Origin of the sequence: Pseudoduganella flava (genome assembly GCF_007830495.1) — a bacterium.
Classification (GTDB): Bacteria; Pseudomonadota; Gammaproteobacteria; order Burkholderiales; family Burkholderiaceae_D; genus Rugamonas; species Rugamonas flava.
In genome coordinates, this window is record NZ_VLKW01000006.1 from 78,210 (window position 1) to 94,441 (window position 16,232).

The following is a 16,232-nucleotide window of genomic DNA, read 5'->3' on the forward strand; positions in this document are numbered from 1 at the left end:
AACTCAACAATGCGCCATGACCACGCCTGTCTTCCGCGCCGTCCTGTTCGACCTCGACGGTACTCTTGCCGACACCATCCCCCTCTGCATCGCCGCCTTCCGCGCCACGCTCGAGCCGCAGCTCGGCCCGCTCACGGACGAGCAGATCGTCGCCGCGTTCGGGCCGGATGAGGAGGGCGTCATCCGTACCCTGGCGCCCGGCTACCAGGGTGATGGGGTCGCCACCTTCCTGCAGCACTATGAAACGCAGCACGCGCTGTGCCCGGCGCCGTTCCCCGGCATTGCGCCCCTGCTGCGGGAATTGCGCGAGCGGGGCGTGCGGCTGGGGCTCGTCACCGGGAAGGGCGCCGGCAGCACGCGGCTGTCGCTACGCCGGTTCGGGCTGGACCTGTTCGACGTCATCGAAACGGGGTCTCCGCACGGGTCGCGCAAGGCCGAGGCATTGCGGCACACGTTGGCGCAGTGGGATGTGCCGGCGGCCGCAGCCGTCTATATCGGCGATGCACCCACCGATGTGACGATCGCCCGCGACGTCGGGCTGGCGGCCGTCGCGGCGGCGTGGGCGGGCACTGCCGAGGTGGACGCTCTGCAGGCGACGGCGCCGGACTTGCTGGCCACGTCGGTCGACGCATTGCACACGTGGCTGCTGGCCCGGCTGGGCGGCGACGAGACGCCGTGGCTGTGGATCGCACAACGGCTGCAGGCGCTGGCACAGGCGGGCCTGGCGTACAACCCGCCGCCATTCGACGCCGAGCGCTACCAGGAAGTCCTGGCACTGAGCCAGCGGATGCTGGGCGGCCTGACCGGCCATCCGCCGGCACGCTACGCCGAGGCGGCCGCGCCGGAGCAGGGCTACCCGACGCCGAAGGTCGACATCCGCGCCGTGCTGTTCCGCGGCACCGACGAGATCCTGATGGCGCGCGAAAAGCACGACGGCGGCCGCTGGTCGCTGCCGGGCGGCTGGGCGGACGTCGGCTACACGCCGTTCGAAGTGGCCGTGAAGGAAGTGCAAGAGGAAACGGGGCTGGACACGGAAGCGGTGCGGCTGCTGGCGCTGTGGGACAAGCGCGTCCACCCGCACCCACCGCAGTCGTGGTACGTGTACAAGGCGTTCGTGCTGTGCCGCATCACGGGCGGCTCACTTCTGGCCGACACGGCCGAGACAACCGAGGTGCGCTGGGTCCATCGCAGCGAGCTGGCTGGGCTGGACATCTCGGTGGACCGCGTCACGCTGTCGCAGCTGGAGCGCCTGTTCGACTTCGCCAGCGATCCCGATCTGCCGACCTTGTGCGACTGAAGCCTGCCGGGCGGAAAAGTTTCCAAAATTCGGGGTCTGACCCCGATTTTGGGAAATATTTCTGCCAAAACGGTGTCTGACACCGGTTGTTTGGTGCGTGCTATAGTGCCGCGTCATTTCCGCGTCACGTCCCATGCAAAAGAAAAAGCCCGCCGCCAAAGTCCCCGTTCACGGTCCCCAGCATGCCAAGCAGGTGCGCATCATCGGCGGCAGCTGGAAGCGCACGCCGCTGCCGGTGCTGGAAGCGCTGGGCTTGCGGCCGACGCCCGACCGCGTGCGCGAGACGGTGTTCAACTGGCTCAACCACCTGCGCGGCGATTGGGGCAACCTGCGCGTGCTGGACCTGTTTGCCGGCAGCGGCGCGCTTGGCTTCGAAGCCGCCAGCCGCGGCGCGCAGCAGGTGACGATGGTCGACGCGAACGCTTCCGTCGTGCGCCAACTGCAGACGATCCAGGAAAAGCTGAAAGCCACCAATATCGTCGTGCAGCGTGCCGATGCGCTGGCGCTGGCGCAATCGCTGGCCCAGCGGGGCCAACGCTTCGACCTGATCTTCCTCGACCCGCCGTACCAGCAGGATTTCCTGTCGCGCTCGTTGCCGCTGTGCGACAAGCTGCTGGCCGACGGCGGCCTCGTGTATGCCGAGTCCGGCCTGGCGTTGTCGGCCGACGGCGACGCGCCGGAATGGATGGCGCCATGGGAAGTGGTGCGCGAGGACAAGGCCGGCATGGTGCATTTCCATTTGCTGCGCCGCCGCGAAGACTAGCCGCCAGCGGACGGATCTGCCCCGTTTTCAGGCATAATGCGCGTCTGATTCGTGCAAAAAGGCGAGGGACGCAATGGTTGTAGCCGTTTATCCAGGAACTTTCGATCCGCTGACCCGTGGTCACGAGGATCTGGTACGCCGCGCGTCCGGCCTGTTCGACACGCTCGTCGTGGGAGTGGCCGACAGCAAGAACAAGCATCCGTTCTTTTCGCTGGAAGAGCGCCTGGAGATCGCCAACGAGGTGCTCGGACATTACCCGAACGTCAAGGTCGAGAGCTTTTCCGGCCTGCTGAAGGATTTCGTGCGCCAGCACGATGCCCGCGTGATTGTGCGCGGCCTGCGCGCCGTGTCCGACTTCGAATACGAATTCCAGATGGCGGGTATGAACCGCTACCTGCTGCCGGACGTCGAGACGCTGTTCCTGACGCCGTCCGACCAGTACCAGTTCATCTCGGGCACGATCGTGCGCGAGATCGCCCAGCTGGGCGGCGACGTATCGAAATTCGTGTTCCCATCCGTCGACCGCTGGCTGCGCAAGAAGATCGCGGAAAACAGCGCTGCCCAAGGCGGCGCCGCATAGAGGTTTATCATGGCTTTGATGATCACCGACGACTGCATCAACTGCGACGTTTGCGAGCCCGAGTGCCCGAACGACGCGATCTCGATGGGTCCGGAAATCTACGAAATCGATCCGAACAAGTGCACCGAATGCGTCGGCCACTTCGACGAGCCGCAGTGCCAGCAGGTCTGCCCCGTCGCGTGCATTCCGTTCAATCCGGCCTGGCGCGAGAGCAAGGAAGAGTTGCAGGCCAAGTTCGAGCACCTGCAGGCCGCCAAGGCCGCCTGAGCACTGCCGGGCGCCCGCGTCCCGGATCCGCTGCTATCCTCGTGCGCTCCATCAGGAGCGGATGATGCCCAACGACGACCTGTCCACCACCGACCCGGAAGGCGCGCTGCCGGACGCCGTCAACGAGAACCTGGAAACGATCAGCGAGTTCTACGCGCGCCACAAGCACGAGATCTCGCCGATGCAGACGCTGATCGAGCGCGTCGCGCTGTTCTTCGGCCGCCCCGGCTACCTGATCGGCATCGTCGTGTTTGCCGTGCTGTGGATCGGCGCGAACCTGTTTGCCGAACAGCTGGGCTGGGACGTGTTCGACGAGCCGCCGTTCTTCTGGCTGCAAGGCATCATCACGTTGAACGCCTTCCTGACGACCACGACCGTGCTGATCCGGCAGAACCGCATGGCACGGCTGGCCGACCAGCACACCCACCTGGACCTGCAGGTCAGCCTGCTGACGGACAAAAAAACCAGCAAGATCATCAGCTTGCTGGAAGAGCTGCGGCGCGACATGCCGCAGGTAGCTGACAAGTCCGACCCGGAAGCGCAGCAGCTCGACAAGCCGGCCAACCCGAACGCGGTGCTGGGCGCGATCGAGAACCAGGACCGCGAGAAATGTTGAAAAAAGCATGATCGTGCGCAAACCAGGCACGGCGGTGGTATAGTGCATCGGCACTTCACAACCATCCGGAGACACCATGCACACCACCCGCCGCACACTGATCAATAGCGCCTGCGCACTGCTGCTGGCCGCCGCACTGCCCGCCTTCGCCGCCGTCGAGGTAGCCGGCGTCAAGTTCGACGACACCGCCACCGTCAACGGCCAGGCGCTGAAGCTGAACGGCGCGGGGCTGCGCACGAAGGTGATCTTCAAGGTCTATGCGCTGGGGCTGTACCTGCCGGAGAAAAAGACGGCAGTGGCCGACATCCTCGCGTCGCAGGGCGCGCGCCGGATCCAGATCGTCAGCCTGCGCGACCTGTCGTCGGAAGACTTCGGCGATGCCTTCATGAAGGGCCTGAACGCCAATACGGACCAGGCCGAGCGCACCCGCCTGCTGCCGCAAACCAAGACGTTCGGCGAAATGTTCGCGTCGATCCCGGGCCTGAAGAAGGGCGACGTGCTGCTGGTCGACTGGATTCCCGGGACCGGCACCGTCTGCACGCTGAACGGCAAGAAGATCGGCCAGACGGTGCAGGACGTGGCGTTCTACAACGCGATCCTGCGCACCTGGCTGGGCGAACACCCGGCCGATTCGGATCTGAAGCCGAAGCTGCTGGGCGGTTGATTTCGCGGTGCAACAAACGCCATGGTGTAGATGACGCCCCTGTTCCGCTCTACCAGGGCGGAACGTCCGCTAACATATATGTGTCGAGCTGGACGATGACCTAGTGGTGGCCGTCCAGCTTGCACAAACAAATTGGCGGCCGCTCCGTCTCATCGGTCACCGTCACCAACTGCGCCTAGAGACGTTACCCCAAGGCTTAAGCAAGAGATCAGCTCTGGCCATGCCTTGATTCACCATCGCTGGTCGTTGACGTGATGGCAGGTATCACTACGGAAGACTGCTCGTTTGCAAACAGCATGATGTGGTGACCTGACGGATTTTCTGGATACAAATGATGAGGTGTGTGACGAAGATTGAAAGAAATTACTTCTCGCGTGGTGTCCGGCACACCGCGTGGAGTTATGTCTAGCGCATCGATGACAAATCCCATCGGCTGGTTATGGGTAAGCCAAAAACCGAACGGCAAGAATTTTAGAAGATGGCCATAAACAGTCTTTTCACCTGGCTTTGGCAAGGACACATCCATCCAGGCCGCATGCCTGAGAATCACTTGTTTGCGTGACAGGTACGGCCAGCAGTACAAGTGCCAATCCTGAGGGAAGGGACGATCAGGATGAATGAAATACTGGCGTAGGGATTCAGAAGCGCCAATGTTCGGACGCCAAGTCCGAGTATCTCCCACTGGGTGAGCCGCGAGTACGTGGCCAATTACCGATTTTGCCACTAGGTGCAGATTCGCCTCTAGCCGGACAATCCGTGGCAGCACGACATTGCTTGCTACGGCCTGCAGCCCCCTATGCATGTTGTCGACAAAATATTTAAGCTCAGGGTCGAAGTTGAGTCCCAGAAGCTCGTTATTGCACATCGAGCACAATGTCTTAAACTTCAAGCCACCCTGAATATAGATTGAGCTGCGAGATCTCTCCCTCCGCTCCGAGTCCATAGTGAGCCGACGCAATATCGCATTGGTTATTTGCACACATCCTTTCGGTGGCACATGGTCGCGCGTTAGCTCTCCAAATTGACCGCAGATCACGCAAAATCCAGGACCTTTTATTCCTGCGAATCCAGCCCAACTGTTTATGTGTTTCGAATAGCCGGCCATGCCTTCAATACACCGGAATTTCGGTTGAATATGGCGTGCCCGTTGTTTTGCAATGACCAATAGCCAATTGTTCAGCCGGGTTATTGAAGAGTGTTGCTTGCGGAGCGAACGAGAAATTTTGCTCAGTATCGGCGGCTAAGAATCGACGCAAGGCCTCTACATACATTGATGACATATCATCGGCATTTTCCGAATTAAAATTCCTCAAAATATACTCACCGAGCCGCGGCGTAATTAAAAGCGAGTTCTCGATTGACAACCGAATTGCGCGTCTGACCATACTACTAGGAGCCGGGTTCTGTTCTAAGTTCAGGTCGAGAACACGATTCTTTACTGCCGTAATATAGAATTCCGCGCAGTATATTTTTCGCTGCTGAAGATGATAGGCGGCGGCGTCTAGATTGAAAAACGTCGTCTTTAAAATATCTTCAAATGAGGCTCCGAACACTAAGCCGTTACGAAATGCCCAAGTGTCGGCAAAGGACCAAATATCGAATAACTGTGTTCCGACATTAAAGCGAAAGCCGCCGAACTTGTTTCGGATAGGTGAAAACTCAGCAATTGCAGCATTAATTTCAGCGCTACTCGATTGGGTAACAATATCGACGTCCGAACTGAACTGTCGGGTATTACCCAAAGCAACCTCTCTAATCATGCCTCCGAAAATCACAGTTTCTGGCAGGCGCTCTGTGAGAGCAGTGAGAGTGTCGCGCAGTTGATCACGGCGCCTCGATCTATGATCAAGGTACCGTTTTAAGTACTTAGCAACTGTCGATTTATTTCGCACTGCTCAATTCCGACTTCTCGGCATCATAGTCTCGTTTCATTGGCGCTAGCTCTTCATATAGACTCATTGCGTATGAATCGGTCATGCCGGACACCATGTCTGTAAGCAAGACACATTCGTGATAACGAGTGCTCTGGCCCCGGGGCGTTGCCTCATAAACGCGACGGTAGTTCTCAGAAATCCGTCCGTAAACATAGCGGTTGAACGGATGCCGCCGCTTCGCTTTAGGGTCCGTGGAATCATCAACATCAGTGATTGCTTCCCAAAAGATGTCCATCAGTCCACGAAGTACATTGTACCCTTCAAGCTCCAACTCTAGGACGGCGCGGTTGTTGTAAGCATGAACTATTGCAAAGTCTTTCAAGACCTTACGAAGACGCTCCCCGCTGCTCAAGGCCAGCAGACTCTTTGGTTGCTCGCCTGTCAAGAACGACTCATGGTACTGCTCACTCATAAATGTGGTGGTAGCCGAGAGGACCAAAGCGCTGATTGCGAACGCCCGAAATCGCTGCATTGAGACATCATTCAACTCAGCGGGAGACAGGTGGGGTGCCTCATTCCTGTATTGGTTATGCTTGACGCGGCTGTGTTTAACAACTTCCCCTACCAATGCATCTCCATTTGCCTGATGCTCAATATAAGACAGGAGATCGGAGAACGATGCAAGGCCCTTTTTCACAGCATCCTCCACGTCAAGAACGACGTACGCAATATCGTCGCACGCTTCCATTACGTATGCGAACGGGTGTCGCTTCCCAAGTGCTAAGCCGACCTTGCTTTGAACGAGCTCTGCAATTTCCGCTTCCGAGGAAAAGAAACCATGCTTCTTACAGGCAGCGGAACCACCAGAAGTCACCTCGTGAGAGCGACAAGGATATTTCATCATTGCCGATAGCGTGGCATACGTGAGATCTAAGCCGAACTCATCATTCAACAACTGTAGCCGTGTCACCAGTCGGAATGCTTGTGCGTTGCCCTCAAACTTCAAGAAATCCTGTTTCTGCTGCGCTAACATAGGACGATGGCGCTCATCCAAAACTTTTTCCTGGTGATCTTTGAACCAGCTTTGAATCGCCGCCTCACCTTGGTGACCAAATGGAGGGTTACCTAGGTCGTGCGCAAGGCCGATCGCAGCAAGCAGGGCTGGAATGTCACGCTTCGCCCTATCGCTTTCGCCTGCGATTTTATGCTCAAAAGCGAGAGTAGTTCCAATGCTACGAGCCAAATTCGACACCTCATGTGAGTGAGTAAGTCGAGTTCGCACGCTGTCGTTCTTCTCTAACGGAAAAACCTGAGTTTTATCTGCCAAGCGACGCACAGGTGTCGAGAACAGAATCCGGTCATAGTCCCGCTCGATGTCAGTGCGAGTTTCATTCGATGTAGATTGCGAGCCGACGCCTTCCAGCTTAGTCTCCTGGGGGGCGGGCTTCGCCGTCTCTGCACTTTGAAGCTGGGCTTCTTTTTTTCGTCGACCGGAGCACAGTAACGATGCCCAGCGCTGTTCAGGACTATTGGACACGATATTTCCTTATGAAGTTTGCAAGTACCAAGAGATGCTGCCACACATTAACGAATGTTCGAACATAAGCTTACGAGTTGCGATGACTACTGGGAGTATTACGAGCTGGAAGTTATGTTAATTTTAAGCAAGGCCAAATCTTTTGGCTTTAACGTAATTCCATTCCCCTTCAGGACGTGAGCACTAACAGCTCTAAACCTATGACATACCCGATTGTCGCAAGCCACGGTAAATACTAAATTTCGGCCGCTATTACGACGTAGTACTGTTTCTTTGCGCCGTAGTTCATGCAACTGACGCTTATCGCCACACCCTTGGTTGAGGTGGATATCGTCGAGAGATTAATTAGCATTCCCCCCTTGCCCATCACTTTTCTCTTTTACCTCGGGGGTTGACCTGGCCCTCTCAATTGCCTATTTCAAAGGGAGAGCGAAACATACGTCTGCAAGAAGCGTCGTCTAAAGCTGCCTTGTGGTCATAGAGCCTGATGTGCTGTCTACGAGTGGCGGCAGCAAAGTCCTCGACAGGCATCATGAGAATACTACTTCCTAATCCTGATTTTCGCCACTGCGGTGACGCGGATTGTGGGAATTGTAGACGGGTCAATTGGGATCTCATGCAGGCCCAATCCGCGATCCAATGCGTCAAGATCGAGCCTTAGCGCAGATAAGCGGTCTTTCATCTTCGCCAGTTTGGCGGTTTCGCTCTCGCACGCCTCCATGCGGACCATCAACCGGGAACGCCGACGTACTAGCCAACTCAGTTATGATGGATTTTTGTCATGTCCCTTATCCCATACAATAGAGGCATTCCTGTGTCAGGAATGCCTCTATTGTATGGGATAAGCGCCCCCCAAGGAGGGGCCCAGCTACATCATGGCGGCAACAAACAAAACCCGGCGTCAGCCGGGTTTTTGTTGAGTGTTTGGGATGTCAGGCGCGCGATGCCAGCGCTTGCAGTTCCGCCGCTTCGCTGGGCGACGTCTTCTGCGAGTTCATCATCCGCTTCAGCATGGCCGCGTCGCGCATCTGGCGGCGCTGCAGCCGTTGTTCCTTCGTCAGCTTCGGCTTCACGACGAGCACGGCGGCCAGCGCCAGCCCGCGCAGCATCGGCTTGAACAGCACGACGAAGCCTACCACCGCCGCGCAGGCCAGCAGCAGTTGCAGCGCATCGCCCACGGACAGGGGCACGAATTGGGCTGCGGTAACAAAAGTGGACATGATTTTTCAGTTGCGTTTAGAATCTGACGTAACTATAGTGCAGCGCAACATATCAATCCAATTCTGTTTCCCAATATTAATCATCACTCATCTGAATGACTGAATCATGAGCTTTTTGACGCTGGATTTGAACCTGCTGCGCGTTTTCGATGCCGTGATGACGGAGCAGAACCTGACGCGGGCTGCGGGGCACCTCGCGATGACCCAACCCGCCGTGTCGAACGCGATCAAGCGCCTGCGCGAAAGCCTGGGAGACGAGCTGTTGATCCGCACCGCCTACGGTGTGAAGCCGACGCCCCGCGCGGAAGCGCTGTGGCCGGCCGTGCGCAGCGCGCTGGCGTCGCTGGAATCGGCCGTCGCGCCGGGCTCCTTCGATGTATCGAAAGCCCATGCGACGTTCCGGCTGGCGATGGCCGACGCGACGGCGGCATTCTTCCTGCCGTCGCTGATGCGTTCGATCGAAGCGGATGCGCCCGGCATCAACGTGCGGATGGTGCCGCTGACAACGCGCGAACCCCGGCCGATGTTGCTGCGTGGCGACATCGACTTGGCCGTCGGCTTCTTCCCCGGCGTGGCCGCCCAGCTGTCGTATGAGACGGCGTCGCCGATCCGGCACGAACGCCTGTATTCGGGCACCTACGTCGCGGTGATGCGCCGCAACCACCCGCTGGCGAAGGAAGAGCTGACGTTGGACAACTACTGCGAGGCGAACCACCTGCTGGTGAGCTTCTCGGGCCGCGCCCATGGCCTTGTGGACGAGGCGCTGGCACAGTTGCAACGCGAACGGCGCATCCTGCTGACGGTGAACCAGTTCTTCACGGCCGGCCGCGTCGTCGCGAACTCCGACCTGATCACGGTGCTGCCGAAGCACCTGATCGCGTCGACCGGCATGACGGACGCGCTGGTGTACAAGGAATTGCCGTTCACGCTGCCGGCAGTGCACCTGGACATGCTGTGGCACGAGCGCGACGCCCGCAGCCCGGCCCACAAATGGCTGCGCAGCCAGCTGGAAAGCATGCAAAGCGTGGCCCAGCGGACCGCGCCGAACAGCTCCCCGAAGGCCGATACCTACTGATATTTCCCAAAAATGGGGTCAGACCCGTTTTTTGGAAATGTTTCTCGAAAACCGGTGCCTGTCACCGGTTTTTTAATGCGCGGCGGATTTGTAGCCGATCCGGAAGCCGCCCCAGTGCTTGCCGTTCACGTAGATCGGGGCGGACAGGTCGTGCATCACTTCGCCCGTGTCGCGCTTGTACGTCTGCAGCAGGAACGGCCGGGTGTTGCTGCCGCAGCGCTTGCCGGTGCGGTCCGTGAAGATGCGCTTCGTGCGGTTGTTGACGATGTCGACGTCGTAATTGCCCGTCAGCGGCTGCGAATACTTCTTGTTGTGGGTGGGGAAGTAGCCGTGGTCGTCGACGGCGCCCGCGTACGCCAGCTGCGGCATCGCCTTCAGCAAGCCTTCCTGCAGCGGCGGCAGCACCTGGTCGGTGAAGCTGTCGAAACGGGTGTTGTACTTCGGCGGGTTGGTGCCGGGGATCGCCTTGTACTGGCGGTCGAACAGCGCGTCGCGCGAGATCTTGCCGCTGGCGATCGCCTGCTCGAACAGCCGGCCCACTTCCCTGGCCGCCTGCTGCGCGGCATCGCGCACCGCGTCGTGCGACGTCGGCACGTCCGCCTCGGCCAGCGCGCCCGCGATGATCTCGGCGCGGTCCGCCAGCGCCATCGCCGAGGCCGCCACGCGGGGCAGGTCGCGGTCGGTGGACAGCATGCTGTCGCGGATCCGGGTAATCGCATCGGCGATCACCTGGGCCGTTTCGACGTGCTCGCGGGAGGCGCGGGCGATCTCGTCGATCTCGCGCTCCGATTCCTGCGACGATTGCTCGATATTGGTCAGCAGCGTGTGCACGGTGCGCACGTTGGCGGCCGCCTGCGTGACGGACTCGGCCAGCGACGTCATGCCGCTGCTGGCCTTGTCGGCCTGGTCGTTGATGGCGCGCACCATCTGGCTGATCTCGTCAGTCGCTTCCTTCGTGCGCTGGGCCAGCTGGCGCACCTCGCCGGCCACGACGGCAAAACCGCGGCCCTGTTCGCCGGCGCGCGCCGCCTCGATCGCGGCATTCAGCGCCAGCAGGTTGGTGCGCGCGGAGATCTCGGAAATGGCATTCGTGAAGCCGGCGATGCGGCTGGCTTTCTGGCGCAGGTCGGCCATCGTGTCAGCCGCCGTACGGGCATCGACGCTGGCGCCGGAGATGCGGCCCAGGCCGGCGTCCGCCTCGGCGCGGCCCGCCACGGTTTCCTCGCGCACCCGGTGCGCCACCTGGGCGGCGCGCTCGGCATTGGCGGCGATCTGGCTCGTCGTCGTGGCATTCTGCTGGGTCGCGGTGGCGATGCTGGCGGACGTTTCGACGTCTTCGCCGATCTTTTTCTTGATCGAGTCGACGAAATACGACGTCTCGGCCGCGCCGATCATGATCGCATCGATCTCGTTGCCGACGGTGGCGGCAAAGCGGCGGCTGCCGTCATCCGCGCTGCCGCGGCCGGCAAAGCGCGCCACCGGCGCCGCGATCGCGACGGCGACGAGGGCTGGCCACCACCCCGAGTTCCCGAACAACAGCCACGCCGGCACACTACCCGCCGCCATGGCGCCCAAGGTCCATCCCGCCTGTTGCAAGGCCTCGCGCTGCATACCGTCTCCGATCTCTGCCGTGCGCTCTTGGCGGCGCTTGCTTGTTGAATGGCTTGCCTGGCTGCCTACGTCATTGCTTATTTAATAGGCAGCTTGCTGGTGTTCTTTACTTCTTCCATTACGGCATAAGTATGTGTCTCGCGCACGCCTTTTTGCAACAAAGTTTTTCCCAGGAATTCCCGATAGGCCGCCATGTCCTTTACGCGCGCTTTCACGAGGTAATCGAATCCTCCCGCCACCATGTGGCATTCGAGCACCTCTGGAATCAGTTGTACGCTATGCTTGAAGGCATCGAAGACTTCGGGCGTCGTGCGGTCGAGCACGACTTCGATGAAGACCAGCAGCGACACGTCCAGCAGTTGCGGATTCAGTTGCGCGGTATAGCCCAGGATGTAGCCCGAATCGTGCAGCTTGCGCACCCGCTCCAGGCACGCGGCCGGCGACAGGTTCACGCGCGCGGCCAGCTCCACGTTGCTGATGCGGCCATCGCTCTGCAGCTCCATCAGGATCTTTTTACTGATCTTGTCCAGCATCGAATATCCCCACATTAATTTTATTTGGTTAAATTCTCTCACCAAAAATGTTGTATTGCTAGCCCCCACGATTACCAGAATTAATCCAGAAGAATCCCGCATACAATCGAATCATTGGCACCAGCCACCTGACCCTGACGAGCACGCTCCGCGGCCCCCCTCCGCCGGGCGTGTTTTGCTAGGTGGCCCTGCGTTGTTTAACCTTCGATAAAGATTGTTCCCATGAATGCCCCAGTTCCCTTCAGCGCCCTGCAGGCGGAGATCCTGCGCGACCCGACGCCGCTGCGTGCAGCCATCACGGCGGCTTATCGCCGCGACGAGCCGGCGGCCGTGCAATGGCTGCTCGGCCAGATCCGCGACCGCGGCGCCGACGCGACGCAGGATGCGCAGCAGCTGGCCCGCCGCCTCGTGACGGCGGTGCGCGAGAAGCGCACCCGTTCGTCCGGCGTCGATGCGCTGATGCACCAGTTCTCGCTGTCGTCCGAGGAAGGCGTGGCGCTGATGTGCCTGGCCGAGGCGCTGCTGCGCATTCCCGACAAGGCGACGGCCGACCGCCTGATCGCCGACAAGATCAGCAAGGGCGACTGGCGCAAGCACCTGGGCGAATCGCCTTCGCTGTTCGTCAATGCGGCCACGTGGGGCTTGCTCGTCACGGGCAAGCTGGTCAGTTCGTCCAGCGAGGAAAAGCTGGGCTCGGCGATCACGCGCCTGATCGCGAAAGGCGGCGAGCCGCTGATCCGCAAGGGCGTCGACCTGGCGATGCGGATGCTGGGCAACCAGTTCGTCACGGGCCAGACGATCGACGAAGCGATCAGGAACGGGCGCGACAACGAAGCGCGCGGCTACCGCTATTCGTACGACATGCTTGGCGAGGCCGCGCTGACGGCGGCCGATGCGGCCAACTACTACGCCGCGTATGAGCAGGCGATCCACGCGATCGGCCGCGCGTCGAACGGCCGCGGCATCCACAACGGCCCGGGCATTTCCGTGAAACTGTCGGCACTGCACCCGCGCTACAGCCGCGCCCAGCGCGACCGCGTGATGACGGAACTGCTGCCGCGCCTGCGCGCGCTGGTGCTGCTGGCGAAACAGTACGACATCGGCCTGAACATCGATGCGGAAGAGGCCGACCGCCTTGAGCTGTCGCTGGACCTGATGGAGGCGATGGCGCACGATCCGGCACTGGCCGGCTTCGACGGCATCGGCTTCGTCGTGCAGGCTTACCAGAAGCGCTGCCCGTTCGTCATCGACTACCTGGTCGACCTGGCGCGCCGCACCAATCGCAAGTTCATGGTCCGCCTCGTCAAGGGCGCTTACTGGGATGCCGAGATCAAGCGCGCCCAGGTCGAGGGCATGCCCGGCTATCCCGTCTACACGCGCAAGGTGTACACGGACGTGTCGTACCTGACCTGCGCGCAGCGCCTGCTGGCCGCCACCGACGTGATCTACCCGCAGTTCGCGACGCACAACGCGCAGACCTTGTCGACGATTTACACGTGGGCCAAGCGCGACGGCATCGACGCCTACGAATTTCAGTGCCTGCACGGCATGGGCGAAACGCTGTACGACCAGGTCGTCGGCGCCGACAAGCTGGGCAAGGCCTGCCGCATCTACGCGCCGGTAGGCACGCATGAAACGCTGCTGGCCTACCTGGTGCGCCGCCTGCTGGAAAACGGCGCGAACTCGTCGTTCGTCAGCCAGATCGTCGACGAGAACATCCCGATTGACACGCTGATCCAGAACCCGCTCGATATCGCCCGCGCCCAGGGCGGCTTGCCGCACCCGGCCATCCCGCTGCCGCGCGACCTGTTCGGCGCCGAACGCAAGAACTCGGAAGGCCTCGACCTGTCGAACGAGGACGTGCTGCGCGACGTGTCGCAGGAACTGGCGCAAGCGCGCACGTGGACGGCGGCACCGCTGCTGGCGGTACCGGCCAGCGCCGGGCAAGCGGCCCAGGTCATCCTGAATCCCGCGCAGAACGGCGACCAGGTCGGTGCGGTGACGGAAGCGACGGCGGACGACGTCGAACACGCGCTGTCCAGCGCCAGCGCCTTCGCGATGGATTGGCAGACGGTGACGCCCAGCGAGCGTGCCGATGCGCTGATGCGCGCCGCCGACCTGTACGAAACCCACAAGCTCGAGCTGATGGCGCTGGCGATCCGCGAAGCGGGCAAGTCGCTGCCGAACGCGATCGCCGAGGTGCGCGAAGCGGTCGACTTCCTGCGCTACTACGCGCAGCAGATCCGGCACGAGCAGAATGTGCTGGCGCTGGGCCCCGTCACGTGCATCAGCCCGTGGAACTTCCCGCTGGCGATCTTCACCGGCCAGGTCGCGGCGGCGCTGGCGGCGGGTAACGTCGTGCTGGCCAAGCCGGCCGAGCAGACGCCGCTGATCGCGCACCGCGCCGTCGAGCTGCTGCACGAAGCGGGCATTCCCCGCGCCGCGCTGCAATGCCTGCCGGGCCGCGGTGAAGTGGTCGGCGCCGGCCTGTGCAACGATGCCCGCGTGAAAGGCGTGATCTTCACCGGGTCGACGGAAGTGGCGCAGCTGATCAACCGCACGCTGGCGAAACGCGCGGCGGTGGAGCACAGCGACATTCCGCTGATCGCCGAGACGGGCGGGCAGAACGCGATGATCGTCGATTCGTCGTCGCTGCCGGAGCAGGTGGTGCAGGATGCGATCTCTTCCGCGTTCGACAGCGCCGGCCAGCGCTGCTCGGCGCTGCGCGTGCTGTTCCTGCAGGACGATATCGCCGACAAGACGATCACGATGCTGAAAGGCGCGATGAGCGAACTGAAGATCGGCAGCCCGGACCGCCTGGTGACCGACATCGGCCCCGTCATCGACGGGGAAGCGCAGCGCAACCTGCTGGCGCACATCGAGAAGACAAAGCTGGGCTGCGTCGCGCACTTCTCGCTGGGCTTGCCGGGCGACGGCGCCGGCACGTTCGTGCCGCCGACCGTGCTGGAAATCCGTTCGCTGGCCGAGCTGACGAAGGAAGTGTTCGGCCCCGTGATGCACGTGATTCGCTACCAGCGTTCCGAACTGCCGCAGGTGATCGAGCAGATCAATGCGAGCGGCTTCGGCCTGACCCTGGGCGTGCATTCGCGCATCGACGAGACGATCGACTACATCACGTCGCGTGCCCACGTCGGCAACATCTACGTGAACCGCAACATTGTCGGTGCAGTCGTCGGCGTGCAGCCGTTCGGTGGCGAGGGCAAGTCCGGCACCGGCCCGAAGGCGGGTGGTCCGCTGTACCTGAAGCGCCTGCAGCGCGCCGCAGCGCCGGTGGACACCCATGCGCGGCAATCGTCGGCCAGCGTCGATGCGCTGGCCGTATGGGCGAAAGCCAAGGGCAAGGGCACGCTGGCTGCGCTGGCCGAGCAATACGTCCGCACGACGCCGCTGGGTGCCGAGATCCTGCTGCCGGGCCCAACGGGCGAACGCAACACGCTGCGCTACGCGGAGCGGGGCCGGATCGCCTGCTTCGCCGACACGCAGGACGCGCTGCTGAACCAGCTGGCGGCGGCACTGGCGACGGGCAACCGCGCCGTGATCGTTGCGCAGTCGACGTCGCTGGTACCGGCCGACCTGCCGGCACCGGTACAGGACCGCATCCAGGTCGTCGGCAGCATCGACGCGTTGAAGGACAGCTTCCAGATCGCGCTGGTCGAATCGTCGCTGTCGGCCCAGGTGCGGGTACCGCTGGCCGAGCGCGACGGCGCGATCGTCTCCGTGATCGACACGACGGCCGAAGGGGCAATCCCGCTGTGGCGCCTGATCGCCGAACGGGCACTGTGCGTCAACACGACGGCCGCGGGCGGTAATGCCAGCCTGATGACGTTGGGGGCATAAAACGCAAAAGTAACGGTTGAACAACAAAAATGGCGCTGCGGCGCCATTTTTTTTATTGTTCACAGGAAGAGCTGTAAGGGGCCGCCACGCGGTCGGCGTCCGTCACACATCAACGGCCATGTCGCGGCCGCTTAAACGTCTTACAGAGGCTGTAAACGTGTCTAACGGGGCCGCCTAGTACCGTCGAGCCTGTGTCAACGGTGCCTGGCACCAGTGAACCGGGCTCGACAGGCCTCGGCGCGGGCTGAAGGGGGTCGCCACGCTGTTCCGTTGCGTAACACGGTGCCGGCCCAGTCGCAGCCATTCAAACGTCCTACAGGGGCTGTAAACGCGTTTA

Annotated in this window: 14 protein-coding genes; 8 read left to right on the forward strand and 6 right to left on the reverse strand. The window is 61.4% G+C overall.

Features of this window, described 5'->3' with window-relative positions:
• Positions 1–16: 16 nt before the first annotated feature.
• The 6 genes from IP92_RS30225 (at position 17) to IP92_RS16330 (ending at position 4,187) form a co-directional block, all read left to right on the forward strand.
• Positions 17–1,297 carry an NUDIX hydrolase N-terminal domain-containing protein gene (locus IP92_RS30225; RefSeq protein WP_199271784.1) on the forward strand — a complete coding sequence of 427 codons (1,281 nt, stop codon included), beginning with the start codon at positions 17–19 and terminating at the stop codon, positions 1,295–1,297.
• A gap of 133 nt (positions 1,298–1,430) precedes the next feature.
• On the forward strand, positions 1,431–2,060 hold the full coding sequence (rsmD, locus tag IP92_RS16310) for a 16S rRNA (guanine(966)-N(2))-methyltransferase RsmD (protein ID WP_145876845.1): 630 nt from the start codon (positions 1,431–1,433) through the stop codon (positions 2,058–2,060).
• A 73-nt stretch (positions 2,061–2,133) separates the two neighbouring features.
• Positions 2,134–2,640, forward strand: a complete 507-nt coding sequence (coaD, locus tag IP92_RS16315; RefSeq protein WP_145876847.1) for a pantetheine-phosphate adenylyltransferase — start codon at positions 2,134–2,136, stop codon at positions 2,638–2,640.
• Between the two features lie 9 nt (positions 2,641–2,649).
• Positions 2,650–2,907 (forward strand): YfhL family 4Fe-4S dicluster ferredoxin, encoded by a 258-nt coding sequence (locus IP92_RS16320; protein WP_145876849.1) that lies wholly within the window; start codon positions 2,650–2,652, stop codon positions 2,905–2,907.
• Between the two features lie 61 nt (positions 2,908–2,968).
• A complete protein-coding gene (locus IP92_RS16325) occupies positions 2,969–3,523 on the forward strand; it encodes a DUF1003 domain-containing protein (RefSeq protein WP_145876851.1) in 555 nt (184 codons plus the stop codon).
• A 76-nt stretch (positions 3,524–3,599) separates the two neighbouring features.
• On the forward strand, positions 3,600–4,187 hold the full coding sequence (locus IP92_RS16330; protein WP_145876853.1) for a chalcone isomerase family protein: 588 nt from the start codon (positions 3,600–3,602) through the stop codon (positions 4,185–4,187).
• A 208-nt stretch (positions 4,188–4,395) separates the two neighbouring features.
• Here the strand turns inward: IP92_RS16330 and IP92_RS16335 are convergent, their stop codons facing one another.
• The 4 genes from IP92_RS16335 to IP92_RS16350 form a co-directional block, all read right to left on the reverse strand.
• Positions 4,396–5,076 (reverse strand): hypothetical protein, encoded by a 681-nt coding sequence (locus tag IP92_RS16335; protein WP_158644359.1) that lies wholly within the window; start codon positions 5,074–5,076, stop codon positions 4,396–4,398.
• A 220-nt stretch (positions 5,077–5,296) separates the two neighbouring features.
• Positions 5,297–6,079, reverse strand: coding sequence for a hypothetical protein (locus tag IP92_RS16340; protein WP_145876856.1), 783 nt, complete (start codon positions 6,077–6,079; stop codon positions 5,297–5,299).
• Positions 6,069–7,598 (reverse strand): dGTP triphosphohydrolase, encoded by a 1,530-nt coding sequence (dgt, locus tag IP92_RS16345; RefSeq protein ID WP_145876858.1) that lies wholly within the window; start codon positions 7,596–7,598, stop codon positions 6,069–6,071. Before dgt ends, IP92_RS16340 begins: the two co-directional genes overlap by 11 nt.
• Before the next feature lie 932 nt (positions 7,599–8,530).
• Positions 8,531–8,818 carry a hypothetical protein gene (locus tag IP92_RS16350; protein WP_145876859.1) on the reverse strand — a complete coding sequence of 96 codons (288 nt, stop codon included), beginning with the start codon at positions 8,816–8,818 and terminating at the stop codon, positions 8,531–8,533.
• A 106-nt stretch (positions 8,819–8,924) separates the two neighbouring features.
• On the opposite strand from IP92_RS16350, the gene IP92_RS16355 reads away from it, so the two are divergent.
• On the forward strand, positions 8,925–9,893 hold the full coding sequence (locus tag IP92_RS16355) for a LysR family transcriptional regulator (protein WP_145876861.1): 969 nt from the start codon (positions 8,925–8,927) through the stop codon (positions 9,891–9,893).
• A gap of 72 nt (positions 9,894–9,965) precedes the next feature.
• Here the strand turns inward: IP92_RS16355 and IP92_RS16360 are convergent, their stop codons facing one another.
• Together IP92_RS16360 and IP92_RS16365 are read right to left on the reverse strand one after the other, a co-directional pair.
• Positions 9,966–11,504: a methyl-accepting chemotaxis protein gene (locus tag IP92_RS16360; protein WP_145876862.1), complete on the reverse strand. Its 1,539-nt coding sequence runs from the start codon at positions 11,502–11,504 to the stop codon at positions 9,966–9,968.
• 77 nt (positions 11,505–11,581) lie between these two features.
• On the reverse strand, positions 11,582–12,037 hold the full coding sequence (locus IP92_RS16365; RefSeq protein WP_130186877.1) for an Lrp/AsnC ligand binding domain-containing protein: 456 nt from the start codon (positions 12,035–12,037) through the stop codon (positions 11,582–11,584).
• 222 nt (positions 12,038–12,259) lie between these two features.
• On the opposite strand from IP92_RS16365, the gene putA reads away from it, so the two are divergent.
• Positions 12,260–15,895, forward strand: coding sequence for a trifunctional transcriptional regulator/proline dehydrogenase/L-glutamate gamma-semialdehyde dehydrogenase (gene putA, locus IP92_RS16370; protein WP_145876864.1), 3,636 nt, complete (start codon positions 12,260–12,262; stop codon positions 15,893–15,895).
• Positions 15,896–16,232 lie beyond the last annotated feature (337 nt).

What these genes read in the sequence shown, in the direction of transcription:
- IP92_RS16330 (WP_145876853.1), top strand. Translation starts at nt 3,600, where the DNA reads ATGCACACCACCCGCCGCACACTGATCAATAGCGCCTGCGCACTGCTG.
- IP92_RS16360 (WP_145876862.1), bottom strand. Translation starts at nt 11,504, where the DNA reads ATGCAGCGCGAGGCCTTGCAACAGGCGGGATGGACCTTGGGCGCCATG.
- IP92_RS16350 (WP_145876859.1), bottom strand. Translation starts at nt 8,818, where the DNA reads ATGTCCACTTTTGTTACCGCAGCCCAATTCGTGCCCCTGTCCGTGGGC.
- putA (WP_145876864.1), top strand. Translation starts at nt 12,260, where the DNA reads ATGAATGCCCCAGTTCCCTTCAGCGCCCTGCAGGCGGAGATCCTGCGC.
- IP92_RS30225 (WP_199271784.1), top strand. Translation starts at nt 17, where the DNA reads ATGACCACGCCTGTCTTCCGCGCCGTCCTGTTCGACCTCGACGGTACT.
- rsmD (WP_145876845.1), top strand. Translation starts at nt 1,431, where the DNA reads ATGCAAAAGAAAAAGCCCGCCGCCAAAGTCCCCGTTCACGGTCCCCAG.
- IP92_RS16325 (WP_145876851.1), top strand. Translation starts at nt 2,969, where the DNA reads ATGATGCCCAACGACGACCTGTCCACCACCGACCCGGAAGGCGCGCTG.
- IP92_RS16365 (WP_130186877.1), bottom strand. Translation starts at nt 12,037, where the DNA reads ATGCTGGACAAGATCAGTAAAAAGATCCTGATGGAGCTGCAGAGCGAT.
- coaD (WP_145876847.1), top strand. Translation starts at nt 2,134, where the DNA reads ATGGTTGTAGCCGTTTATCCAGGAACTTTCGATCCGCTGACCCGTGGT.
- IP92_RS16320 (WP_145876849.1), top strand. Translation starts at nt 2,650, where the DNA reads ATGGCTTTGATGATCACCGACGACTGCATCAACTGCGACGTTTGCGAG.
- IP92_RS16355 (WP_145876861.1), top strand. Translation starts at nt 8,925, where the DNA reads ATGAGCTTTTTGACGCTGGATTTGAACCTGCTGCGCGTTTTCGATGCC.